Genomic DNA, 23,141 nt, shown 5'->3' with positions numbered 1-23,141 from the left:
ACTTGCAAAGCCACAGAAACTGTCGTGTGGTTTCCAAAACAAAATGTCGTTTTCCAGGCTTTCGTGTCGTCGAAGGCGCTCGTGCCGGTACCCAAACGAGGTCTCCCTCTCGAGCCCGGCCGTTATGTCTGTGGATGTAGCTCCGCCCGGTAGAGGAACCCCCGTCGTGCACTTCTTTCGGTTCCAGGCGTCACGGTGACCAAAGGCGAGTAGGCCTTCTCGACAGGCGCCAGTATCGGTTGAACGATTCGTTTTACGCCTGGTGGGCGGGTCGGATGACGATCTCGTTGACGGCGACGCGTGCGGGACTTGTGATGGCGTATTCGACGGCCGACGCTACGTCGTCGGCGCGCAGAATTTCGCGGTCGGCGCTCCTCGTGTCGTACAACTGTCGGGTCGCCTCCTGGAAGGAGCCGAGCTCTGTTGCGACGAACCCGGGCTCGATCACCGAGAATCGGACACCGGTGCCGGCGAACTCTTGCCGCCACGCTTGTGTGGCGGCGGTGACCGCGAATTTCGTCGCCGTGTACACGGCCGTCATCGGGGCGACGACTCGGCCTGCGACAGAGCTGATGTTGACCACGTCCGTGGCGACGTCATATTTCTTCGCGGTCTTCAGAAGGGAAGGCAGCGCCGCCTTGGTCAGGTGCAGGAGTCCGCGAAGGTTCACGTCGATCATGCGTTCCCACTCGGTCGGGTCCTGCTCCACGCTGGAGCCGATCAGCATGACGCCGGCGGCGTTGACGACAGCGTCTAGGCGACCCGATTCTCGGGTGGCCTGCTCGACGACGGTCAGCGCAGAGCTGGCGTTCGCAAGATCTGCGGCGATGACGGTGGCGCTCCCACCCTCGGCGCGGATGTCTTGTGCGAGGGCTTCGAGGCGGTCGCTGCGGCGGGCGACGAGGGTTACTGTGAAACTGGCCGATGCGAGGCGCCGCGCGGTCGCAGCGCAGATGCCGCTCGAGGCGCCGGTGACGATCGCAGTTCGGGTGGGGGTCGGGGAGGAGTCGTTCATGTCACCAGCGTGAGGGTCACGGCTTGTCTTTAGAAGGTGGCACCGGAGCGGGGTGCCGTCAGCACCACCCAGGGATCCGGGCCGGAGGATGGACGGGCCCACGCGTCATCGACCTTGGAGAAGAACGCGGCGGCGGACGACCCGTGCTGTGCGCTGTAGATGGTGAGTCGGGCTTCAGCGTCGGTCGGGACGACGAGCACCTCGTAGTCGACTTCCAGAGTGTCTTCGTCGAGACGGAAGGGCTTCGAGCCGGACGTGTTCGCCTCGACTTCGTGCCGGTCCCAGAGTTCGGCGAAGTCGGGTGTGTGGGCCAGTTCGGCGACGACGGAGGTCAGAATGAGGTCATCCGACCATCGGGCCGCGCCGAAGCGCAGGGTCGCGACCATACTCGAGGCGACTTCGTCCCAATCGGGGTGGGTGGACCGGGCGGACTCGTCCTGGAACACGTACGTGGCCAGGTTGCCGTCGTGCTTGCCCGCAGCGATCCACCCGCCCATCAGCTTGTCGGCGATCCGATTCGCGGCCAGCACCTGCATGCGGTGGTCGACGATGAAGGCGCCCTGGTTACGCAAGCCGCCGAGGAGAGTCACCAAGCCATCAGGGACAGGCGCAGGCCCCCAGGTACGCGGATCGTGGGCCTCCGACGTTAGCCGTCGGAGATAGTCGCGCTGGGCTTCGTCGAGGAGGAGAGCGTCGGAGATCGCAGCGAGGACAACAGGCGACGGGGTGATCTGCCGCCCCTGCTCCAGTTGCGTGTAGTAGTCGACGCTCACATTGGCGCGGACGGCGACCTCCTCGCGACGAAGGCCCGCCACGCGTCGGCTTGACGACGTTGAGAAGCCAACCTGAGCGGGCTCGATGGAGGCGCGGCGGGATTTCAGGAACGACCGGAGTTCTTCGCGTGCACTCACCCGATGATTATCCGATCAGAACATTCGTCGAGTGTCCCTTGCGACAAGTAGGCCGTCGTCCCCTAAGTGAAAAGACCGGAGTGTCACCCACGCGACACGGCAGGTAGCAGGCAATACCTTCGGCCTCCCGCTGCACCCCAGCCTCCCTCGCGTTGCCGGGTGAGCTCCGATCGCATACGGTTCTGAACTGTGCCTCTAGATCGACGAAGACCTCCGACGATCTCTGATGTGGCCCGTGTCGCCGGCGTCTCCCTACCGACGGTGTCGCGGGTGATGACCGGATCGACACCGGTGAGCGACCTGACGACGGCAAAAGTCCGAGCCGCCATGGACGAACTGGGTTACCGCCCCAACGGTGCGGCACGCGCCCTGGTACATGGTCAGCAGCCGATCGTGGGCGTTATCGCACCGGATACTGCTGCTTACGGCCGCTCGCGCATGCTGACCGAAATCGAGGACCGGGCCAGGGCGAGCGGATATGTCGTCGCTATCGCCATCCTCGATCCGGCCGACATCGAAGGAGTGTCAGCCGCAGTGGACGTTTTGTTGTCCCAGCCGATCCTCGGCGTCGTGGTCTTGGACTACAACTCCTACAACACGATCCAGCTGCACTCAAAGCTTGGCGCGATACCGATTGCGACGGTGACGAACGGCGCTGACACCGATGCCGACGTAGCTCACGTCCTGGTCGATGACCGCGCCGCAGCGCGCGCGGTCGTGGACCATCTCCTCGACCTCGGTCACCGCACTGTCCACTACGTCTCTGTTCCCTACTATGGTGGTCGTTCGCACCCCCGCGAGCTGGGATGGCGGGAGGCGCTGGCTGCACGCGGAGTCGCTCAGCCGGAACCAGCTGTGTCTGACTGGACGGTCGAGTCTGCGCTTCGCGCTGGAGCCGAGCTCGCCGCGGATGCCGGCGTCTCGGCGATCTTCTGCCCGAACGACGAGATCGCATTCGCGGTCATGCGGAGCCTGCACGATGCCGGACGTCGAGTGCCCCAGGACGTCAGTGTCGCGGGGCTCGACGACCACCCCCTCGCTTCGAGCTGGGTGCCGAGCCTGACCACCTACCGACTCGACTGGGGATGGGCAGGAAGGGCCGCTCTCGAGCTCCTCATCAACCCGGACTCCGAAGCAAACCCGAGCGACCGGCCGGGCAGCATGCTTCTCAACCGCGAGAGCACCAGCTCACCGCTGGCCTAGATAGCTGGCTTGCACGTTTGACGGGAGACGCCTAGTGTCGTGATCAACGCTTTCATGATCAACGTTTTCATGGAGGCTTCAAGCAACGCAGAGCGCAAGGGAGCCTCGTTTGAGCGCGGAAACCGTCTTGGCCACTCAGGAACCATCGTCGGTCACTGGAGTCGTGACACCCACCGGACGAGTCTTCGACTGGCATGCAGGCGCACTGACCGTGTCTTTTGGTTCGGGCGACCACCCGGTCCGGATCGTCGGCCTCAACGCGGGACCCGAGCGCGTTGTCACCGAAGCGACACAGCCGCTAGTCGAAGCCATGATCACTGGAGACGGCCGCGCCCGGAACACGACTCGGTTCACGCACACGGGCGTGGGTGCACGTCTTCGTCTGACCGATGTCCGCGAATGGACGACCGACGGTGTCGCGGGCTTGGACATCGAACAGCGCGATGAGAAGACAGGTCTTGTCGTGACGGTCACGTTCACGGCGTCACCCGAGATTGCCGGCGCCCGTGTCCGTACGTCGGTCCGCAACGACGGCATCGTGCCAGTCGTGCTCGAGGCCCTGTCGACCATCGCGATCGGCGCGCTCGTCAGTCACGGCGACGACCCGCACGACGCATTCCTCCACTCAGGATCCGGCGAACAGCTCGCCGAGAACCGATGGACGATCACGAAGGCCTGGTCACAGTCCGGCCTCGGGGACTTCCACTCCGCGGTCAATCACCAGCCAGGTCGCGGATACACGGCAGCCACGGGAACGTCGACCTGGACGACCGCTCGCGCACTACCTACGGGGGTGCTTGAACACCCACGATCTGGTCGTGCGATCGCATGGCAGCTCGAGCACAACGGCGGTTGGCGCTGGGAGCTCGACAACCAGAGGGAAGACGAAGACGCTCTGGCGCTTGTCCTCCTCGGGCCGACCGACCTGCATCACCACTGGGCTGAAGAACTCGTCCCCGGGGCGTCGTTCGAGTCTGTGCCCGCGTCGTTCACGATCGGCGACGCCGGCGCGGCAAGCGCCGTGGCCGAACTGACAAGGCACCGTCGCTGGATCCGGCGAGCGCAACGCGCAGACACCTCCTCGCTCCTGGTTTTCAACGACTTCATGAACACCATCCTCGGCGATCCCACGACTGTGCGGCTGCTCCCGCTCATCGACGCCGCTGCAGCGGTCGGGGCGGAGTGCTTCTGCATCGATGCCGGCTGGTACGACGACAGCGAAGAAGGGGACTGGTGGCCGAGCGTCGGCGAGTGGCTTCCCTCGGCGCGACGGTTCCCCGGCGGTCTGGCTGAAGTCGTCGAAGCGATCCGCGCACACGGGATGAAGGTCGGCATCTGGGTCGAGCCCGAGGTTGTCGGCGTCCGCAGCCCCCTCGCTGAAAGCCTCCCCGCCGAGGCGTTCATGCAGCGACACGGGATCCGTGTCCGGGAGCACGACCGCTACTTCCTCGATCTGCGGAGCGAGGCGGCCCGAGAGCACCTTGATCGAACCTTCGACCGGCTCATCTCCGACTTCGGCGTGCAGTTCTTCAAGCTGGACTACAACGTGATGCCCGGCGCCGGAACGGACCTCGACGCCTTCTCTCCCGGGGCCGGACTCCTGGCGCACAACCGGGCGCACCTGGGCTGGTTCACCGCCCTTCGTGCCCGCCACCCGGATGTGGTATTCGAGAACTGCAGCTCCGGTGCCATGCGCTCGGACTTCGGGATGCTGGAGGCGTTTGACCTGCAGTCAACATCCGACCAGCAAGACCTCCGCCTGTACCCGCCTATCGCGGCCTCGGCGCCGATGCAGATGCTGCCGGAACAGGCCGGCAACTGGGCCTACCCGCAACCGTGGATGAGCGATGACGAGATCGCATTCACCATGGTGACGGGATTATCCGGGCGGCTTTACCTGTCCGGGTTCATCAACCAAATGAACGATGCACAGTTCGACCTCGTCCGAGAAGCGGTCCGGGTGTTCAAATCCACACGGACCCACATCGCTGATGCCGTCCCTGAATGGCCGAGCGGCTACCCGGACTGGGAAGCGCCGTCGTTGTCACTCCGGCTACGAGGCGCGGGCCGGTCGCTTCTCTATGTCTGGCACCGCAGCGAATCGACCATCGAGCCCCTCGCTCTTGACCTCGGCGCCGGCGCGACACCAGCTTCGCTCCGCCAGGTGTTCCCGGCAAAAGCAGCGCCGTGGACAGCCTCAGTACGAGACGACGGCCACATCACGCTCGCCCCATCGACACCGGGTCTCTCCGCTCGGGTCTTTGAGGTCACCTCCGACTGACCCATTCCCTCCTGCACCACAACCCTCATCACGAATACCCGAAAGAAGGCAAGCAATGAAGCTTCAACTCTCGAAAAGACGGACGATCGTCGCCGCGATCGGCGCGATGGCTCTCGTCCTCACCGCCAGCGGCTGCAGCCGCGCCGGCGCCGGCACCGACAGCGACACCATGCAGTTTTTCTTCAACATGGGCGCCGACACTCCGCAGTACAAGGTCATGACCAAGATCGTCGATGACTTCGAAAAGAAGACCGGCGACAAGATTCAGCTCACCGCCGAATCGACGAACTACGAGAACGACATGAAGGTCAAACTCGCGGCCAACACAGTCCCCGACCTCTTCTCGACACACGGCTGGTCGCTGCTGCGCTACAGCAAGTTCCTCACCCCCCTGACCGACCAGTCGTGGGCGAAGAACGTCAACCCGGCACTCGACTCCGCAATGCGCGACAGTAACGGCGAAATCTTCGCCTTCCCTGGCGAAACCGACACCGCTGGGATCCTGTACAACAAGGACGTCCTCAGCAAAGCCGGTGTCGACCCGTCGTCCCTGACGACCTGGGATGCGTTCGACGCCGCCGCCGCGAAGGTCAAAGCCACCGGCACCACCGCGATCTACTCCAGCGGCAAAGATCAGGGCCCGGCAGGCCACATGGGCGACTACCTCGCCGCGCAGACATACGACACCGCCCAGGGACAGAAAATGAAGGACGGGACGTTCGTCTCGGCCCCCTTTGAGCAGATGCTCGACCGTGTACAGCAGTGGCGGACAGCCGGATGGTTCAACAAGGACTACTCCTCCGCGTCAACCGACGACATGGCACGGGCACTCGCCGGTGGAACCACCGGCTTCGAACTGTTCCAAACGGTCCTCCTGAGCCAGGCGCTGACGATCAACCCGAACGCGAACCTCGGGTTCATCCCGCTCCCGACTACCGGCGACGAGAAGCCTTACCTGGTCGGTGGCGAAGGAGTGGACTCGTTCGGCGTGTCGAAGACGAGCGCCCACCAGAAGGAGGCGTTGAAGTTCCTCGACTTCCTCGCGGAACAGAAGAACGCCGCCGCACTCGCGGAATCGACCGCGTCCGCCCCGGGACTGACCACCGTCAAGGTGGATTTCGGCTCTCTTGCAGACAGCTTCAACAAGTACGTCACGCCGGGAACGACCGCCGTGCAGCCGTATTTCGATCGCGTTTATCTGCCCAACGGTTCATGGGACACCCTCATCGCGGTCACGGATTCAGTGATCACCGGGCAGAGCACCGTCCAAGCCGCTTCCACCCAGATGGGTCGCCAGTACAAGACCCTCTACGGCCAGAAGTAACCGCCAGCACGTCGGGGGCGGCCGCCGCCCCCGACGTGCACGAGTCTCAGGAATCATCGTGAACAACGTCACCGACATATTGCCGCCACGGGCTCAGCCCAGCGCCACCCTCCCGCCGATCCAGAAGCGATCCCCACGGCCATCGCGTCGTGGCTGGGCCATGAACCTCATGTACCTCCCCGCCGCGGCGCTCCTCGTCATCTTCGTGTTCGTGCCCCTGATCCAGGGCATCGGATTGGCCTTCACCAACTGGGACGGCTACTCACCCACCAAAGCATTCGTAGGAATCGCGAACTTCGCCCAACTCTTCACCGACGCGACCTTCCACACGGCGCTCCTCAACACGCTTCTGTTCGGGTTCGGCTGCACGCTGCTTCAACAGGTCCTCGGACTCGCCCTCGCCGTCGCACTCGACGGACGGGGACGGATGCCTGCGGTTGCGCGGTCGATCGTCTACCTTCCGGTGCTCGTGTCACCCGTGGTGATGGGCTTGATGTATTACCTGGTGTTCCAGTACAACCGAGGCGCCTTGAACGACGTCGTGGGCGGCTTGGGTGTCGGCCCCATCGCATGGCTGAGCAGCGGACCGGGCGCCATCGCGATCATCATCCTGGTGAACACGCTGCAGTTCGTCGGAATCTCCATGGTCATCTACCTCGCCGGCTTGCAGGGCATCAGCCCCGACGTGTACGAAGCGGCGTCCCTCGACGGCGCTTCCGGCTGGGCCCTGCTCCGCTCCATCACGATCCCGCTACTCCAACCGGCGTTCGTGTCGAGCGTCATCATCAACCTGATCGGCGGTCTGAAGCTGTTCGACGTCATCCAGGTTCTCACCGGTGGAGGGCCAGGCTACGCATCGAACTCGGTATCGACGCTCATCGGCCGCACCTACTTCGGTCAGCAGGCGGCGGGATATGCATCGGCGATGGGTGTTGCCCTCTTTGTCATCATCGCGATCGTGTCGGTGTTCCTCGTCCGCCGGATGAGCCGAACGGATGTGACCGCCTGATGTCAACACAGACTGCTCCTCTGCGAGGTCGGCGTCCTCGGAAGGCAGCGAACGTCGGCAAAGCCGTGTTCCTGGCGATCGTGGCGCTGGTGCAGATCACCCCGTTCTACCTCGCTGTCACCACTGCGCTCAAACCTGTCACGGACACCAGCTCCCTCTGGGTGCCGCCGTTTTCCGGAGCCACGCTCTCGAACTTCTCAACGGCATTCTCGGTCGGCCACCTCGACTGGGCGCTGGAGAACAGCCTCCTCGTCACAGCGGTCAGCACGTTCCTCGTGTGCCTCGTCGGCGCCATGGCGGCCTACCCCCTCGCGCGCCGCTTGACTCGTCTGAACCGAGTCGTCTCGCTAGCACTTTTAGGCATGCTGATCGTTCCACCGCTCAGCATCCTCGTACCCCTTTACACAATGCTGTCCCGGCTTGGGCTTCTGAACACGTTCGGTGGACTCATCCTCGTCCTGACGACCCTGCAGCTTCCGCTAGCCGTGTTCCTCTTCACCCAGTTCATGCGAACCCTGCCGATCTCCCTCGAGGAAGCAGCCGCCATGGACGGCGCAGGGACGATTCGAACCTTCGTGCAGATCGTCTTACCTTCGATGAAGCCGGTGCTTGCCACCGTGACGATCCTCACAGCGACAAACGTGTGGAACGAGTTCGCTATGAGCTCCTACATCAGCAGCAGCACACCCATGCGCACCCTCGCACCAGCGGTGGCAGTGTTCTTCTCCAGCCAAGGGACGAACATCGGTGCCGCCGCCGCCGCCGCCCTCATAGGCCTCGCACCAATCCTCATCGCCTATCTGTTCCTGCAGAAGTACTTTGTGAAGGGTGCCCTCGCGGGAGCCGAAAAATGACATCGAACTGGCCTGCCGATTCGATTAGATGAACACGATGGTTCTTGCCGAAACCGCCCCCGACGTTCCATCGCGGGCGGCGCAGCACCCAAGCGTGCCGCTCGTAGCCCACCCGCATTCTTGTCAGATTGTGGACCAGCCGCCATCGCTCGGCAGCACGACGCCGTTGACATTCGCGGAGTCGTCGCTGAGGAGCCAGGCGATCGCAGCGGCCAGCTGTTCCGGCTGCGCAGTGGGCGGCAGGATCGCCTGCATGATCGGACCCACCCGAGAGGCCGCGTAGTCGCTCTTCATCGGTGCTTCGATATTGGTCGCCACAGCTCCAGGGGCGACGGCGTTCGCCCGGATTCCCTGGGGGCCGTGAAAGAAGGCGACGCTCTTGGTGAATCCTGCGATGGCGTGCTTCGACGCCGTGTAAGCAGCCCCGGATGCCGACGCACGAAGTGACGCTTCCGATGCGACGTTCACGATGGCGCCGGCACCTGCTTCGATCATGAGAGGCAGCACGGCTCGGGTGAGCCGCATTGGTCCGGTCACGTTGACGCTGAAGACGCGGTCCCAGGTTGCATCGTCGACTTCGCTCGGAGGGAGGAATGCGTCCATGATCCCGGCGACGTTTGCGAGGCCGTCGATTGTGCCGCCTCCCGCGCCGACGATCGCTTCGATGGTCTCCGGGAGGGACACGTCCCCGGGCACGGTGACGACGTCGAAGTCCCTCAGTTCTTCGGTCAGGGCGGAGAGGCGGTCGACGACGACGTCGGTGGCGATCACTCGGCCTCCCTCGTGGGCGATCCGGGTGGCCGTGGCGCGCCCAATGCCGGATCCGGCGCCGGTGACGATGATGGTCTTGCCGGCGAAACGTCCGGCAGTGGTCGTGGTCATGACTTCTCCTCGATGAGACGCGCCGACTCGGCGCAAGAACAGTTGTAGCACTGAGTGCACAAAAGGGGTAGAGATGCGTGAGAACCGAGTCGGGCGACCCCGGACTATCGATCCTGAAGCGGTATCCCTCACCGCGCTTCGTCTCTTCGACGACCTCGGCTATGACGGTGTCTCGATGGAGGACGTGGCGTCAGCAGCGACGGTGAGTCGCCGGTACCTCTTCCGGCTGTTCCCGACGAAGGCGTCGTTGCTGTGGGGAGGGCTCGACGAGTTCGCAGGTCGACTCCAGGAGTCTCTCGACAACAGCCCGGCCGGCGTATCAGTGTCGTCTGCACTGGCTACGGCGTACCAGGAGGCCGCGGCCTTCCCCGCGAGTTCCCTCGAGGTGACGCGACACCGACTCCGCGTGATCGCTGCGAACCCGGAAGTCGCGGGCGAGGGAGCCCGGCGCGTGGCAAAACTCACGAGAGGCATCACGGCGTTCATCAGGAGTCGGGAACCTGCTCCCTCCGACGGCCTCGACGCGACCGTTATCGCCAGTGCGCTGGCTGCGGCGGCGAGCTCTGCCCTGACGTGGTGGGCTCTGACGAGCGAGGATGCGCCGGAGGACGTCGTGGCACGCGCCGTCGATCGCGTGCTCGACATCCTGCCGTGACCCGCTCCGAGGAGAGGCCGTACGGCGTCAGGCCTCTGCGATCCACGCAGCGGAGACGCTGCGCTCGATGACGCGGCGCCAGCCGTCCGGAGCGGCAGGATCGTGGCTGGCCAGGGCAGCCAGCCACAGCACGGTCAGGAGGTCGTCGGAGGTGAATTCCTTCGAGAGCACGCCGGCGCCGTGGGCGTTCTCGACGAGTTCCGCCCCGAGCGCCATGGACCGTTCGCAGGCGTTGATGAGGAGAACGGCGTCGGGGTAGCGCCGTAGCATCGCGTCATTCATGGCCGGGTCGCTGAGCTGCAGGTCGATCATCTCGGCGATGAACGTCTCCAGCTGCGCCCGAGAAGACTCCTGAGCCAGTGTCCGTTCCCGGAGTGTCCGGAGTTTCGCGCCGGCGATGTCCGGGACGACGGCGTCGATGAGCTCCTCCCGGGAACCCACGCGGTTGTAGAGCGTCCCGATGCTGACGCCGGCCTCCCGAGCGATGTCCTCAAGTGGGGCCGAAAGACCCCGCCGCGAGAATACCGTTATGGCGGCCGCTCGAAGCTTGTCGAGGTTCGCCTGAGCGTCTCGACGCAGGCGGGGCGTAGTGCTCACAGCAACTCCAGTAGAAATTGAGGGCAACCTCAACATATGCTGAGCGCACGTGAGGACCACCTCAACTTACCGCTTCAGAACGCCCGGCCCCGCGGTGGGCTACGAAAGGATGCATCATGCCCCTGATCACCATCATCGGAGCCGGCCCCGGCCTCGGCCTCGAGATCGCTCGCGCTTTCGGGCAGAAGGGCTTCGATGTCGCCCTCGTTGCCCGCGACCAGTCCAAGCTCGACGCACTTGCAGAGAACCTTGGCAGCGAGGGCATACGCGCTCGTGGTTTCACCGCGGATGTGCGCGAGCCCGAGACGCTCAAGAATGCCATCGAGTCGATCCGGGCAGAACTGGGTCCCATCGACGTCCTCGAGTTCTCGCCAGCAGACCACACTCTCGAGTCAGTCGATGCTCTGAATGTGACGATGGAGAATCTGCAGCCGCAGATCGATTTCTACCTGGGCGGTGCCGTCACCGCCATCGGTGCCGCGTTGCCTGAGATGATCTCGGCCGGTTCCGGAACCGTTCTCGTGACGACGGGTGGCGGGGCGCTGTCTCAGACACCGGTTCGCGGGAACGTGAACATCGCCGCGGCTGGACTCCGGAATTGGACGCTGAATCTCAACCAGGCACTGGCTGACAAGGGGGTGTACGTCGGCTTCGTCGCGATCACCGCTCTCATCGGTGGCGGCCGCCCGGACGCCGAGCCCGCCGTCATCGCGCAATCGTACGTGAAGCTCTACGAGGAGCGAAAGGACGCCGAACTGCACTACGTCGCTTACGACGCCTAGCGTGTTTCCCGTCCGGCGCTTCAGGCTCCGGGCGGGCTGCGCCAAGCGTTGGGGCTTACCGGTGTCCGCCCGACTCAGCCGACGGTAGCCGCGGCCGCCGCGGCCGCGAATGCGCGAAGAGTCGCTACCTGTTCGGTGATGTCCGGCGGGTTCTCGGCCATCTGCCACGTCGAGACCAACGCCACCATGCCGCCGATAGTGAAGGTCCGGGCGTCGCCCGTGAGCGCAATCTTCGGTCGATCGGAGCCACGATCCGCATCCGTCAACCACGTGGTGACCGCTGCGGCAAGAACCTCGGCGACCCGCTCGCCACGGGGGATGGCGCGGAGTTTGTCGAAGAAGTCGCGATCAGCACGTCCGGCGGCAAGCAGCGGCTCGATTCCGCGCTCCTGCACGGCGCGCGTGAGGGCCTCGACAAGATTGGCTGCGCTCTCATCGAGGGGAAGCCAGCCCTCGAGCAGCCGACTGATCCAGACATCCGTCGCGAGGTCGCCGACATTGCTGTAGTGGTTGTGCAGCGCCTGCCGACTCAGGCGAGCTCGTTGCGCGACCGCACTCATCGAGATCACCTCGCCTTTCGGGGACTCGGACACCAGTGTCGTCAAAGCCCGGATGAGGGCGGCGCGGGTTCGGGTGACACGCGGGTCCACCCGGTGCCCTTCCGGTGGCAGCGTGCTCGTTCCCTGGGACATGGATCCATCTTGTCAGACTCCAACGTCTGATGTACATTTGTCCACTATTGGACGATTGTAAAGGACAAGATGACGCACGTAACCGAGTCGGCACCACGACGGGAAGACACTCCGCAGCACCCGGAGTTCGAAGCGGCGGTGGCAGGCGGCGCTCTGACGTCCGAGGGGCCGGGATCCCAGCACCGCTACCGCAACCTGATCCTGGGGGCCATCGGGATCCTGCTTTTCGCTATGGCGATGCTGACCAGCTACTCGAGCGCCTTCGGAAATCCGACACCCAACAATGTGCACCTCGCCGTCGCCGGCAATGCGGACACGATCGTGGCTCTAGAGCAGCAGGGGGCACTTGATCTCACGGTCGTGTCGTCCGAGGCGAAGGCGCGAGGTGCCGTGCTCGACCGCGAAGTGGACGGCGCTGTCGTCCTTCCCGCAGCCGGAAAGGACGCCGTCGTCACCACCTACATTGCCAGTGGTGCGGGTCGTGGCCTCGGTCAGGCGGTCTCCGGCATCGGCGACTCCATCGCCCAGCAATTGAAGACCACGAGCACGACCACCGACCTTGCACCCCTGCCAAAGAAGGACCCCGTCGGATCCATCGAGTTCTACGCGATCCTGTTTGCCGGACTCGGCGCGGCGCTGGGCGCAACGGTTTTCGGCCGTATCCTCGGAACCGTCGACACCTCGTCGAGGTTCGTCGAGCGCAGCATCGTCCTCGTCCTCTACACGGGTGCCCTGGCCGGGTTGATCACCCTCTGGATCGACACCGCCCTCGGTGCGGTGACCGTCAATCCCGGCGCCGTTTTCGCGGCGCTCTGGCTCACGGGGCTCGCCATCGGGGGAGCAGTGACCGGCGTCGCCGCACTGGGCGGAACTCTTGCGGCACTCCTCACGACGCTCGCGCTGGTGATCCTCGGCAACACGTCTTCTGGCGGGCCCCTTGGTATCCACCTTCTCAACGACTTCTTCCAAGCCCTGTACTACGTGTTCCCGCAAGGGGACTCTCTCGACCTACTGCGCTCGGTTCAGTACTTCGACGGTGCCGCCATCTCCGGCCCGATCATCCGGCTAGCGATCTGGGCTGTGGCCGGCATCCTGCTCACCCTGATCGCGATGCTCATCCGCAGCAGAAAAGAGGCGGCCGCTCGCCTGAAGGGCGCGGGCCACCGCAACGAGGACTTCCTAGTGGCAACTGCGTCACCGGCGTCCTACGCCGACCACGCCGCTCTCGGCAATCCCGCCGAGGTCACGCCTTAGCAAGCCAGGCAATCCCTTTTCACCCCCGTAGACAGCAGTCATGACACAACAGGAGGTCGGCACCATGCCAGGCAGAATCGACGTTCACCAGCACCTGCTCCCACCCCGCTACTTCGACGCACTAGCGACGGCAGGAGATCGGGCAATGAGCAGTGCAGCCGGGACCGGGGCGCAGGCGGTCGAAGGCGGGTCCGCGCAATGGAACCCCTGGGACACCAGCGGCGGGACGACACCGAGACAGGGCCCCCGGGCCATCGGCGGGTGGCTCATGCCCGAATGGGACCCCCAAGCGGCGATCAGGATGATGGACGAGGCGGGCATCGAGACCGGGATCCTGTCGATCAGCGCACCAGGCGTGCACTTCGGCGATGACGCCGCGGCCCGCGAGCTCGCCCGCGAACTGAACGACTACCAGGCCGAGCTGGTCAGGGCACACCCGGATCGGTTCGGGCACTTCGCCGTGCTGCCGCTCCCGGATTTCGACGGAGCCATCGCCGAAGCCGTGCGAGCACTCGACGAACTCCACGCTGACGGCGTACTCCTCCTATCCAACGCCAACGGACGCTACCTCGGCGATCCCGCCTACGAACCACTGTGGACGGAACTCGCCGCACGCTCGGCCGTCGTCTTCGTGCATCCCACCGCACCCCGGATGGCGCAGCTCCCCGGACTGCCCACGGCCCTGGTCGACTTCCCATTCGACACCACACGCACCGCCGTAGACCTCGTTGCCCACGGGGTGTTTGACCGGCATCCGGAACTGCGCGTGATCCTGTCGCACGCCGGCGGCTTCCTGCCCTACGCAGCGGAACGATTCAGCGCCGCAGCGATGTTCAACCCCGGCACCACTCCGGAGAGCATCCAGGCGGGCCTACGGAAGTTCTACTTCGACACCGCCCTGTCCTCAACCCCCACGTCCTTGCCAGCGTTGCTAGCGTTCGCGGAACCGGGCCATGTCCTCTACGGCAGCGACTACCCCTACGCAGACCCGAAGTGGAGCGCCCGCTTCGACAACTTCATCGACACCTACGACGGACCAGGATCCGACAGGCTGGGCGAGGTGCACCGGTCTGCCGCCGAGAAACTCTTCCCCCGTATGGCCAAGTGACGGCAGGGCCATCAGCACTCTGGAACTGACACGGGGCAGAAGCGCTACAGGGTCCACGCCCAGTTGTCAGCGGCCGCTCCCGACCAGGTCTCGGGATCTCGAGCTGATCAAGATGCTTGCATGATGACTCTAAGAAAGAGTCACAGGGCACCGCCAAGCGAAACTACCGCGACGGCGCTGCCAAATCAGCTGGCCTGTGCGGCACTGGAGTACACCCGGGTGTCAGTGACGCACTTCCTCCAGACGCAAGGCGCTCGTCAGAGGTTCCAGTCCATGGGCGTGGAAGAACAGGACCCCCTCCGACCAGGATGATGGTGAAAAGGGTTTGTCGCGACGTCGTCGCAGTCGCTCGGCGGGGCGAATCCCCGATCAGCCCAATCGCGAGAGACATCGGGATCTCGGAGTCGTGCCTCTAACGCTGGCTCAAGACCGCTGACGTCGTAGACGACGTTGACCCTCCCCAGCTCTTCCGCACAGAAGGCCCCTCGGTTGTGGGCACAGACAAGCGACGTCAGTCGGCGTCGACTTCATCCGTTCGGGCGGGGCCGGACGACTTTGACATAGTCAGGAAACCGGACAAGCTGGTAGGCAGACTGCAGTGTGGCTCTTGGGGTGGGGGTCACGGTCTCAGCGGCGCTAGTGAGTCAGCGGCCTCGTTCCATCCCCGGGGGGACCAACACGTGCCCCTCTGATATGAGAAGGAGGACATGTGTTCGGTCGCAAGAAGCAAGTCGATTCCCCGTTCGAGGGATTCGTGAAGACGGGTAGTGTGCCCAAGGCGGTCATCGAGGGATTCTCCTCACGGGTGCCGCCGGAGGTTGCCGCTCTCTGGCAGGCAGGAACCGGCACCCTCGCTGACGGGCTGATCAGGGTCGTCGACCCCTATGACTGCTCGGTCGTGATCTCGTCCTCCTACACAGGGATCGCGACTGCGGTGCCGATCTTCCAGAGTGCATTCGGTGACGTCATCATCTGGGACACCGCCGAGCAGTCGTTCGGCCTCCTGAACTTTCGCCAGGGAACCCACGAGCTCGTCTCGAGCAAGTTCTCCCTTCTTCCGCGCTGGCTCGCTGATGAGACGTTTCTCGATACGAGGTTGGATCAGCCTCTGTACCGTGACGCCGTGGCGAAACTCGGCCCCGTCGACGCCGACACGATCTTCGGCCACGTTCCGCTGCTGGCCCTCGGGGGCCCGAAAGACGTGCAGCACCTGGACCGGGTGAAGACTCGCGAGCACCTGATGATCATCACGCAGATGATGGGTCCCCTCTCGTGAGCTCGTCCCCGGAGCCGTCCGTCGATTCCCGACGGACACCGTTCCGGAGAAGCGCACTCTCCGCCCTGCCGCAGGCTCTCATCGCGGGTGCTCTGGGCATTCTCGGGCTCTGGCCCGTCGCCCTCGCGGCCTACCTGATCAGCCATTCGACTGTCGGCGGTGGACTCATCCTGGCGATCGTCGTGGGGTGGCTGATCGTCTTCCTGGGGTTCTGGGCTGTCGACGCGATCTTCTGTGCCCAGAGCCTCTCGTGGCTTCGGGGGTTGATCAGTGCACTTGTGTACGTGCCCCTCGTGGCGCTGGAACCCTCCATTGCCGCGACCATGAGGGCCCCGTCGCCGAGCCCCTACGTCTTCACCTTCTGCTTCGCGGCGGGAGTCGTCGTGCTGACCAGGCTGCCCGGCATGATCGTCGCTTGGCGTCGAGCCGCTCGATGACCATCGATGGGCCGGCTACTCAGTCGTGAGGTGGTTCTGCCGACGCCAGTGAGGGGGGCGCCGACGGGTGGTGCCTGCGGACGAGGCGCCGGGATCCTGCGCTCCATCGGGGTGTCAGAGGCGGAGCGGGTTAGCGCCCTGGGCGGCCAGGAGATACCAGGCGGTGGCCCCGAGGTGCAGGGTCGCGTTGTAGGTGTCACCGAACCCCGTGATGAGGCCGTTGCTCGAGGCGGCGACGATTCCGAGGCCATCGCCCGTGGGTGCGGTGGCTTGGGCAGTCTGGATTGTAGTCATGAGCTTGCTGTAGAGAGCGGGGTCGCCGGTGGCTCCTCGGGCTCGCACGGCGAGAGCCAGGTGTGCCGTGCCCTCGAGCCATACCTTGGTCGTGTCGGCGTCGCTGTAGCTGCTTCCGGTGAGGCCGGCGTCGGTAGTGGTGAGGGTGTTGTTGACCCAGGTGACTGCGGGGGAGTAGTTCGAGCTCGCCGTGGCGAGGTAGGCCCAGTTCTGGATGTCGCCGGGTATCGGGGTGCGGTTGATGCTGGTGCCGTCGGTGTTGGTGCCCGTCCACAGGTGTCCGGTCGCGGTGTCTTTCATCGCGGCGACGAAGGCGAAGGCGGCGGTGGCGCGGGTGGTCCAGACGGCGGCGCCGGTGAGGGTCGCGAGCATAGTGAAGAACGCGCCGGTGTCGATGTTGTGCTCGGTGGCCTTGTAGGTCAGTGCGGTGTTGCTGGCGTCGCGGCCGCCGGTGTAGCCGTTGGGTGACTTGGCGGCGTCCCAGGTGTTGGTCTGGATCCAGTTGCCGAGCGTCAGGGCGCCCTGCAGGAACCGCGTCTGCCCCGTGACCTTCGACAGCCGGGCCAAGGCGATCCCCACCCAGGCCTGGTTGCCGGTGTTCGCTGCGGCCGAGCCGATGTAGGGAGCGCCGGACGAGGTGATGAACGGGTTCGGCTGGTACGAGGCGCGAGTTCGCCCGTCGCCGAGAGGGTCGTGGTCTTGCGCGTAGAGGAGGCTGTCGCCGAGGACCGTCGCCAGCTGGATGTTCGCCGCGGTGCCGCTGGCGAGCCATGCCAGGATCACGATCGCGTCGTCGTACGCGAAGCTCGAGACGAACCCGTTCGCGCCTTCGATGCCGCCCGTGTAGCTCTGCGGCACGCGCAGAGTCGAGCCGGAACCGTACTGGTTGAATGTGCTCTGCAGGAAGGCGTATCCGTTGGCGATCGACGTCGCCGACGGCGCTGCGGCTGCGGCCGCATGGGCGGGAGACGCGTGCAGCAGGGAGGTCGTCAGCGCCGCCCCGGCAAGGGTCGCTGATCCCATGAGAAAGCCCCGGCGGGAGAGGCCGTCGGCGTAGCTCATCGGGCCAGTCCGTTCCATCGGCTGAACCGGAACGGGTTGGAGCCCGTGAGGGCGAGGAGATACCAAGCGGTTGCGCCGGTGTGCAGGCTCGAGTAGTACAGGTCGCCGAACCCGGTGTCGAGGCCGTCGCTGGAGGCGGCGACGATGCCTCTCCCGTCTCCGTTGGGCTGCTCCCGTTGAGCGGTGCGAAGCGTCTTCAGGAGCTGGTGCACTCGGGCCGCGTCACCGGGGGCGTTCCGTGTGCGAAGGGCCAGAGCGAGCTGGCCTGTGCCCTCGAACCACACCTTGCTCGTGTCGGTGTTGCTGAAAGACGGGCCGGTGTAGGGGCCGTCTGTCGCCGTGAGATTGTCGGTCACCCAGGTGAGGGAGGGCGCGTAGCGGCGGTCTCGGGTCGCCAGGTACGCCCAGCTCTGGACGTCTTCGGGAATGGGGTAGTAGTTCGTCGTGACCCCGTCGGGGTTAGTGCCCGTCCACAGGTGGGAGTCCGTGCCGTCTTGCATTGCCGCGATGAACGACAGGGCCACGCGGGCGTCCTTGCTCCAGGTACGGTCACCGGTCAGCTGCGCGAGCTGGGTGAAGAAGGCGGTGACGTCGATGTTGTGCTCGGTGGCTTTGAAGGTCAACGGGTTGTCGTCGGCGTCTCGACCCCCGGTGAAGCCGAAGGGCGCGCGGGTGACGTCGAGGGTGTTCTCTCGAATCCACTGGCCGAGACGAAGGGCACCGGCGAGGAACCGTCGAGACCGGGTGGCCTTGTAGAGGTGAGCGAACGCCATGCCGACCCACGCCTGATTTCCGGTGAACGCGGCCGGCGACCCGACGTCGAGCGGGCGCGGAGGTGACGCGACCGGGAAGTTGTCGGGCTGGTAGGACGCCCGGGTGCGACCGTCGGCCAGAGGGTCGTTCGCCTGCAGGTACAGGAGGGCATCGCCGAGGAGCGTCGCGCGCGTGACGTCGCGGCGAAGCCCCCGAGCGAGGTAGGCCAGGATGACCAGCGCATCGTCGTACGCGAACGACGACACGAAGTCGAAGGTGGGCGTGGTGAAGAACCCCCCGGCGTAGCTGCGGGGAAGGCGGAGCTGTGTTCCGCCGCCGTACTCGTCTAACCGCGCGTCGAGGAACAGGAAGGCATTCTGCTGCGAGGAGAGGGCGCTCGCCGGTCTCGGACTTTCTGCTCTCGGATCCTTCGTGGCGGACAGGAGCGGCGCGGCCGACGCGGGCCGGGCCGAGGCGAGTACTGCGAGAGACGCGGCACCCGCCGCTGCCCCTCCGAGAAGCCCTCGGCGGCTCAGGGAGAAGGCCGGCACAGCGCGCGCCTCGGCGGCTGCTGTCGTGTCGTCGGATGTGGGAGAGCTCATAGCAACCCTGCTTCGTCTCGTCGCCTTGGCGCATCGAATTAGTAAAGGTAACAAACAAATTAACTGTATCGAGTCTAGGGAAAATGCCGAGAAGACGGAAGAGGGAGAACCAGAGACGGCCGCTCGCAGGCAGGGGCATGCGCCGTGGGCCCTGATCCGGCCCACGGCGCATGCCCCGGTGGTGTTACAGGCGGGCCGCCTTGCGACGGGTGACCAGCGCCAGCGCGAGACCGGCGAGCAGCAGCGCGAGTGCGCCACCCACGAGGGGGAGGGTGTTGCTCCCCGTGTAGGCGAGCGATCCGGCTGCCGCCGGGGTGACGCCCGAGGCGAGGACCGTGCTGCCACCGAGGGCGGCGGCCGTCACGGTACCGGTGGTGGCGACCGAACCGTCAGCGGTCGAGGCGACGACGATGGGAGTGGTCGTCGAGCCGGTGTCGCCCGGGGTGGTCGGGTTGCCCGGTGTGGCCGGGGCCGTCGGGGTGACCGGGGTGGCGGGGTCCGTGGGCGTCACCGGGGTGACGGGCGTGGACGGGTCGGTTCCCGTGGTCGGCGTGGTGGTGGAGCCGCCGATGACGGTGACGGCGTTGCCGCCGAGGTCGATCGGGGCGGTGATGACCGGCACGATCTGGGTGCCGCCGAGGATGCCGCCGTCACCGGTGGTCGTGTTGCCGGCTCCGCCGGTCGAGCCCGTGCCGGTGGTGCCGGTCGTGGTGCCGGTGCTGGTCGTGTCGCCGATGACGCTGACGGCGTTTCCGCCGGCGGTGACCGGTGCGGTCACGACCGGGATCACCTGGGTGCCGCCGAGGATCCCGTCGTCACCCGTGGTGCTGTTGCCGGTCGAGCTCGTTCCGGTGGCAGGAGCCGTGCCGGTGGCGGTTCCGGTGCTGGTGGAGTCGCCGAGGACCGAGATGGCGTTGCCGCCGACGGTCGCGGGGGCCGTGATCACAGGGGCGATCTGCGTCCCGCCGGCGACACTGTCGTCACCGGTGGTGGTCGAGCCGGTACCGGCCGAGGAGCCGGTTCCCGTCGTCGTGCCGGTTCCGGTGCCGGTGGTGGTTCCGGTGCTGGTGGCGTCGCCGAGGACCGAGATGGCATTGCCGCCGACCGTCACCGGGGCGGTGACGTCGGGGACGATCTGCGTGCCCGACGCGATGCCGTCATCGCCGGTGGTCGTGCTGCCGGTTCCGGCGGCCGGCGTCGTTCCGGTCGTGGTGCCGCCGGCGGTGGACGATCCGGTGCTGGAGGAGTCGCCGAGGACGGAGACGCTGTTGCCGGCGACCGTGATCGGCACGTCCAGCCCGATGAGCGCCTGCGTGCCCCCGAGGACGCTGTCAGCGCCGGTCGTCGTGCTGCCGGTCCCCTCGGCCGGCGCAGTGCCGGTCGTGGGCGCCGAGGTCGAGCCCGCGCTGTGCGAGTCGCCGAGGACGGAGATGGCGTTGCCGCTGACGGTCACCGGAGCGGCGACGTCGGGGGCGACCTGCGTGCCGGAGGCGACCGAGTCGGCACCGGAGGTGGTGCTGCCGGAGTGCGCCGTGCCAGAGGCGGGGGTGGTCGAGGGCGAGGCGGCCGGGGCGGCGGGTGCCGGGGCGGTGGCCGTGGATCCTGCGCTGGTCGAATGCCCTGCGACGCTCACCGCGTTTCCGCTGACGTGAACGGGAACGGCGACCGACACGATGCCCTGGGTGCCGGAGAGGAGGCCGCCGACGCCGGTCGTGGTGGGCGCCGAAGCGGCGGGTGCGGCAGGTGCCGATGCGGCGGGTGCTGCCGGTGCCGTGTGAGCGGCCGGAGCCGTCGCGGCCGGAGCCGTGCTGGATGAGTGGCCGACGACGCTGAGGGCGTTGCCCGATGCGGTGACCGGGGCGGTGACTGTGCCGAGCACCTGGGTGCCGGAGGCGACGCCGTCGGAACCGGTGGTGGTGGCCGCGTTGGCGGCGACCGTGCCGCAGGCCCAGAGGCCTCCGACGAAGCAGACTCCGATGAGTCCGCGCGAGACGTACTTGTTCATGATGATGACTCCACAAATGTGACTGATGGTCCGCCATCCCGGAGTCGGGATGTGCGGTTGCTGGTCGGACGCGTGCGTCTGGAGCAGCGGTGGTCGCGTATCTGCCTCCGAGAGGGGCAGGGAGCGGACCGTCAGTCGGGTGAGGTGTCGAAGTCGTACGTGGGGGCCGAGGGGATCTCGGAAGACGTGCTCGGCGCGGCCAGGCCGGCGGCGAGGAGGATCGAGAATCCCGAACCGTCGGTCGCGGCGGGGGAGCTGCCGTTGCCGTTGCTGCCCTGAGCGGCCGATGCGCTCGACGTGGCTGCGGGGGCCGCCGGTGCCGGGGCCTCGGGTGCCAGGGGCGAGTGAGCCGGAGTGACCGGTTCGAGAGCGGAAGCCGAGGTGATTGCGCTGGTCTCGGCAGGGGCGACGAGGAGGCCGGAAGTGTGCGAGACGCCCTGTGCAGCGGCCTGAAGGGCGGCGGCGACCTTGTCGGGAGAAGCGAGGGAGATCGCAGCCGAGCCGTCGGTTGCCGGCCCGACAGCGACGGAGCCGTGGGCAGCCGAGCCGTGGGCGGCGGGGGTCGGGATGTCGGACCCGGGAATGGTCGGAACGGGCAGTGCCGGCGTTCCGGTCGAGCCGCCGTCCGTCCCTTCGGCGACACCGTCGCCGACCGTCGAGACGCTCTCGCCGACTGTCGACACGACGTCGTCGACGCCGGAGCTGACCGGGGTGGTCACGGTCTCGACGGGGGTGGTGCCGGCGACAGCGTGGACGACGGGAGCGACCACCGGGACGGCCGCGACGACCTTGTCGACGGTCTGCGCGACCGGAGTGACGACGGTGCCGACGGGCTTCGATGCGGTGACGGTCGACACGGCCTGGACAGGCTTCGTCACGACCGGGGTGGCCTTCACGACCACCTGGTGCACGGGCTGAACGGGAGCGGTCGCCTTCGCGACAGAGCCGGTGACCGCCTTGACAGCGGCTCCCGCGGTCGAGCCGACGGACGCGACGGGCTTGTCGACAGCGCCGGTCACACCCGAGACCGTCTTGCCGACGGCCGACGTGGCACCACCGAGCAGGCCACCCGACGGGGGTGCCGTCTCGGCGTGGGCCTGGCTGGACGAGAGGAAGCCGATGGCGATGAAGGCGAGAGCGACGAGGCCCGAGAGGAGAAGCAGGCGCGCCAGGTGGAGTCGGGTGCGAGCATCCGTCTGATCCACGGCAATCACCTTCATCGGTTGACTGAGGTCGTCTGCCGTCGATGAACGACAGCGAGCGAACGAGCTGGTAAGACTCGAAGGCCGGATGGTTGGTCCGGTGTGGATCAGAAGCTACGCCTGGTCGGGCGGCTTGTCGAGATCACATCAGAGAACTCTCAGATTGCAACCCGTAAGTACCCCGATCGGTGGCGGCCCGCCGACTCTTGCTCCCCTTCGGGCCCCGCAGCCGCGAACACCTGGCCGAAATCGCTAGGGGGCCGACGCCGTCTCCGGCTCGGCGGGCGGCTCTGTGAGCAGCGTGTCGAGCAGCCTCTGGATGATGTCGTTGATGTCGACGCCCTCGGGGTCGAAGAGCCACTGGATCTGGGCGCCGTCCTGGGTGGCAATCAGGGTGCGTGCCGCTTTCGCTGGCTCGATTCCCGGTCGGAGGAGCCCAAGTGTCTCCAGCCGTTCGAACTCGATCGTCATCGTGCGGACGACCCGGTCGTACCGGGTCTGGAACTGCTCGTGCAGCGGGTGCTTGGCATTCGTCGCATCCACCGAGGTGCGGGCGAAAAGGGCGATCAGGCCGGGCACGGACTCGTTGTGCTGAGTCAGGCGGCGGTAGAACGCCCGGAAGTCGGGACGAGGATCGACCGGACCGACGAGGCGGTACACCTGCTGTTCCCGTTCGTCCAGGACGGCCTCGAGGAGGAGCTCCTTGGATGCGAAGTGGTGAAGGAGGGTTGCATGGCTCACCCCTGCGCCGGCAGCGATCTCGCGGACGCTCGTGCCGAAGAAGCCCTGGGAGCCGAAAAGCTCCCCGGCAGCAGCCAGGATGACCGCACGCGTCTGAGCACCCCGGCGATTGGTCGGCGGGCCGCTTCGATGTCCGGTAGCGCCGGGACGCGAAACGGTCACCCCCTGAGTCTAGGAGGTGACCGTACTCGCCCTGGGGCGC

21 protein-coding genes are annotated in these 23,141 nt (G+C 66.2%); 11 read left to right on the top strand and 10 right to left on the bottom strand.

The window, feature by feature from the left end; genetic code table 11:
• Positions 1–253: 253 nt before the first annotated feature.
• Positions 254–1,015 carry an SDR family oxidoreductase gene (locus AC07TY_RS11840; RefSeq protein WP_488625173.1) on the bottom strand — a complete coding sequence of 254 codons (762 nt, stop codon included), beginning with the start codon at positions 1,013–1,015 and terminating at the stop codon, positions 254–256.
• A 29-nt stretch (positions 1,016–1,044) separates the two neighbouring features.
• On the bottom strand, positions 1,045–1,926 hold the full coding sequence (locus AC07TY_RS11835; RefSeq protein WP_488625172.1) for a helix-turn-helix transcriptional regulator: 882 nt from the start codon (positions 1,924–1,926) through the stop codon (positions 1,045–1,047).
• Positions 1,927–2,154: 228 nt separating this feature from the next.
• On the opposite strand from AC07TY_RS11835, the gene AC07TY_RS11830 reads away from it, so the two are divergent.
• The 5 genes from AC07TY_RS11830 to AC07TY_RS11810 all read left to right on the top strand — a co-directional run bounded on the left by AC07TY_RS11830 (position 2,155) and on the right by AC07TY_RS11810 (position 8,597).
• Complete coding sequence (locus tag AC07TY_RS11830) at positions 2,155–3,129, top strand: LacI family DNA-binding transcriptional regulator (protein WP_488625171.1); 975 nt, start codon at positions 2,155–2,157, stop codon at positions 3,127–3,129.
• A gap of 163 nt (positions 3,130–3,292) precedes the next feature.
• Positions 3,293–5,410, top strand: a complete 2,118-nt coding sequence (locus AC07TY_RS11825; RefSeq protein WP_488625170.1) for a glycoside hydrolase family 36 protein — start codon at positions 3,293–3,295, stop codon at positions 5,408–5,410.
• Between the two features lie 55 nt (positions 5,411–5,465).
• On the top strand, positions 5,466–6,734 hold the full coding sequence (locus tag AC07TY_RS11820; RefSeq protein ID WP_494785482.1) for an ABC transporter substrate-binding protein: 1,269 nt from the start codon (positions 5,466–5,468) through the stop codon (positions 6,732–6,734).
• A gap of 169 nt (positions 6,735–6,903) precedes the next feature.
• The gene (locus tag AC07TY_RS11815; protein WP_494785481.1) at positions 6,904–7,743 is read left to right on the top strand and encodes a carbohydrate ABC transporter permease; all 840 of its coding nucleotides are present in this window, start codon (positions 6,904–6,906) and stop codon (positions 7,741–7,743) included.
• Between the two features lie 65 nt (positions 7,744–7,808).
• Positions 7,809–8,597, top strand: a complete 789-nt coding sequence (locus AC07TY_RS11810) for a carbohydrate ABC transporter permease (protein ID WP_488625167.1) — start codon at positions 7,809–7,811, stop codon at positions 8,595–8,597.
• 123 nt (positions 8,598–8,720) lie between these two features.
• On the opposite strand, the gene AC07TY_RS11805 is transcribed toward AC07TY_RS11810, so the two are convergent.
• Entirely contained in the window at positions 8,721–9,479 is a 759-nt protein-coding gene (locus AC07TY_RS11805; protein ID WP_488626751.1) for an SDR family NAD(P)-dependent oxidoreductase, read from the bottom strand.
• Positions 9,480–9,552: 73 nt separating this feature from the next.
• Here AC07TY_RS11805 and AC07TY_RS11800 point away from each other — a divergent pair, with 73 nt between their 5' ends.
• Positions 9,553–10,134 carry a TetR/AcrR family transcriptional regulator gene (locus tag AC07TY_RS11800; RefSeq protein ID WP_488625166.1) on the top strand — a complete coding sequence of 194 codons (582 nt, stop codon included), beginning with the start codon at positions 9,553–9,555 and terminating at the stop codon, positions 10,132–10,134.
• A 27-nt stretch (positions 10,135–10,161) separates the two neighbouring features.
• Here AC07TY_RS11800 and AC07TY_RS11795 read toward each other — a convergent pair whose 3' ends face one another.
• Entirely contained in the window at positions 10,162–10,731 is a 570-nt protein-coding gene (locus AC07TY_RS11795; protein ID WP_488625165.1) for a TetR/AcrR family transcriptional regulator, read from the bottom strand.
• Positions 10,732–10,847: 116 nt separating this feature from the next.
• Here AC07TY_RS11795 and AC07TY_RS11790 point away from each other — a divergent pair, with 116 nt between their 5' ends.
• Positions 10,848–11,513 carry an SDR family NAD(P)-dependent oxidoreductase gene (locus AC07TY_RS11790; RefSeq protein ID WP_494785480.1) on the top strand — a complete coding sequence of 222 codons (666 nt, stop codon included), beginning with the start codon at positions 10,848–10,850 and terminating at the stop codon, positions 11,511–11,513.
• Positions 11,514–11,587: 74 nt separating this feature from the next.
• On the opposite strand, the gene AC07TY_RS11785 is transcribed toward AC07TY_RS11790, so the two are convergent.
• Positions 11,588–12,205 carry a TetR/AcrR family transcriptional regulator gene (locus AC07TY_RS11785; protein ID WP_488625163.1) on the bottom strand — a complete coding sequence of 206 codons (618 nt, stop codon included), beginning with the start codon at positions 12,203–12,205 and terminating at the stop codon, positions 11,588–11,590.
• A gap of 69 nt (positions 12,206–12,274) precedes the next feature.
• On the opposite strand from AC07TY_RS11785, the gene AC07TY_RS11780 reads away from it, so the two are divergent.
• From AC07TY_RS11780 to AC07TY_RS11765, 4 genes are all read left to right on the top strand, one after another.
• Positions 12,275–13,459: a hypothetical protein gene (locus AC07TY_RS11780; protein ID WP_494785479.1), complete on the top strand. Its 1,185-nt coding sequence runs from the start codon at positions 12,275–12,277 to the stop codon at positions 13,457–13,459.
• 40 nt (positions 13,460–13,499) lie between these two features.
• Positions 13,500–14,567, top strand: coding sequence for an amidohydrolase family protein (locus tag AC07TY_RS11775; RefSeq protein WP_488625161.1), 1,068 nt, complete (start codon positions 13,500–13,502; stop codon positions 14,565–14,567).
• Positions 14,568–15,321: 754 nt separating this feature from the next.
• Positions 15,322–15,843, top strand: a complete 522-nt coding sequence (locus tag AC07TY_RS11770) for a T6SS immunity protein Tdi1 domain-containing protein (protein ID WP_488625160.1) — start codon at positions 15,322–15,324, stop codon at positions 15,841–15,843.
• Positions 15,840–16,280, top strand: a complete 441-nt coding sequence (locus tag AC07TY_RS11765) for a hypothetical protein (RefSeq protein ID WP_488625159.1) — start codon at positions 15,840–15,842, stop codon at positions 16,278–16,280. The genes AC07TY_RS11770 and AC07TY_RS11765 overlap by 4 nt, the downstream gene beginning before the upstream one ends.
• A 114-nt stretch (positions 16,281–16,394) precedes the next feature.
• Here AC07TY_RS11765 and AC07TY_RS11760 read toward each other — a convergent pair whose 3' ends face one another.
• The 5 genes from AC07TY_RS11760 to AC07TY_RS11740 all read right to left on the bottom strand — a co-directional run bounded on the left by AC07TY_RS11760 (position 16,395) and on the right by AC07TY_RS11740 (position 23,101).
• Positions 16,395–17,636 (bottom strand): twin-arginine translocation signal domain-containing protein, encoded by a 1,242-nt coding sequence (locus AC07TY_RS11760; protein ID WP_494785478.1) that lies wholly within the window; start codon positions 17,634–17,636, stop codon positions 16,395–16,397.
• Positions 17,633–18,991: a hypothetical protein gene (locus tag AC07TY_RS11755; RefSeq protein WP_494785477.1), complete on the bottom strand. Its 1,359-nt coding sequence runs from the start codon at positions 18,989–18,991 to the stop codon at positions 17,633–17,635. The genes AC07TY_RS11760 and AC07TY_RS11755 overlap by 4 nt, the downstream gene beginning before the upstream one ends.
• Before the next feature lie 184 nt (positions 18,992–19,175).
• Complete coding sequence (locus tag AC07TY_RS11750; protein WP_494785476.1) at positions 19,176–20,996, bottom strand: chaplin family protein; 1,821 nt, start codon at positions 20,994–20,996, stop codon at positions 19,176–19,178.
• A gap of 131 nt (positions 20,997–21,127) precedes the next feature.
• A complete protein-coding gene (locus AC07TY_RS11745) occupies positions 21,128–22,201 on the bottom strand; it encodes a hypothetical protein (protein ID WP_494785475.1) in 1,074 nt (357 codons plus the stop codon).
• Between the two features lie 249 nt (positions 22,202–22,450).
• Complete coding sequence (locus AC07TY_RS11740) at positions 22,451–23,101, bottom strand: TetR/AcrR family transcriptional regulator (protein ID WP_494785474.1); 651 nt, start codon at positions 23,099–23,101, stop codon at positions 22,451–22,453.
• Between the last annotated feature and the right edge of the window lie 40 nt (positions 23,102–23,141).

Source organism: Frondihabitans sp. GW821-FHT04F02, from assembly GCF_059420045.1.
Note: the sequence above shows the minus strand (reverse complement) of the source record. Positions and strands in the feature narration are given on the sequence as shown.

Coding starts and splice junctions, on each gene's coding strand:
- AC07TY_RS11820 (WP_494785482.1), top strand. CDS start 5,466: ATGAAGCTTCAACTCTCGAAAAGACGGACGATCGTCGCCGCGATCGGC.
- AC07TY_RS11785 (WP_488625163.1), bottom strand. CDS start 12,205: ATGTCCCAGGGAACGAGCACGCTGCCACCGGAAGGGCACCGGGTGGAC.
- AC07TY_RS11790 (WP_494785480.1), top strand. CDS start 10,848: ATGCCCCTGATCACCATCATCGGAGCCGGCCCCGGCCTCGGCCTCGAG.
- AC07TY_RS11805 (WP_488626751.1), bottom strand. CDS start 9,479: ATGACCACGACCACTGCCGGACGTTTCGCCGGCAAGACCATCATCGTC.
- AC07TY_RS11780 (WP_494785479.1), top strand. CDS start 12,275: ATGACGCACGTAACCGAGTCGGCACCACGACGGGAAGACACTCCGCAG.
- AC07TY_RS11840 (WP_488625173.1), bottom strand. CDS start 1,015: ATGAACGACTCCTCCCCGACCCCCACCCGAACTGCGATCGTCACCGGC.
- AC07TY_RS11775 (WP_488625161.1), top strand. CDS start 13,500: ATGACACAACAGGAGGTCGGCACCATGCCAGGCAGAATCGACGTTCAC.
- AC07TY_RS11750 (WP_494785476.1), bottom strand. CDS start 20,996: ATGAACAAGTACGTCTCGCGCGGACTCATCGGAGTCTGCTTCGTCGGA.
- AC07TY_RS11800 (WP_488625166.1), top strand. CDS start 9,553: ATGCGTGAGAACCGAGTCGGGCGACCCCGGACTATCGATCCTGAAGCG.
- AC07TY_RS11755 (WP_494785477.1), bottom strand. CDS start 18,991: ATGAGCTCTCCCACATCCGACGACACGACAGCAGCCGCCGAGGCGCGC.
- AC07TY_RS11815 (WP_494785481.1), top strand. CDS start 6,904: ATGTACCTCCCCGCCGCGGCGCTCCTCGTCATCTTCGTGTTCGTGCCC.
- AC07TY_RS11760 (WP_494785478.1), bottom strand. CDS start 17,636: ATGAGCTACGCCGACGGCCTCTCCCGCCGGGGCTTTCTCATGGGATCA.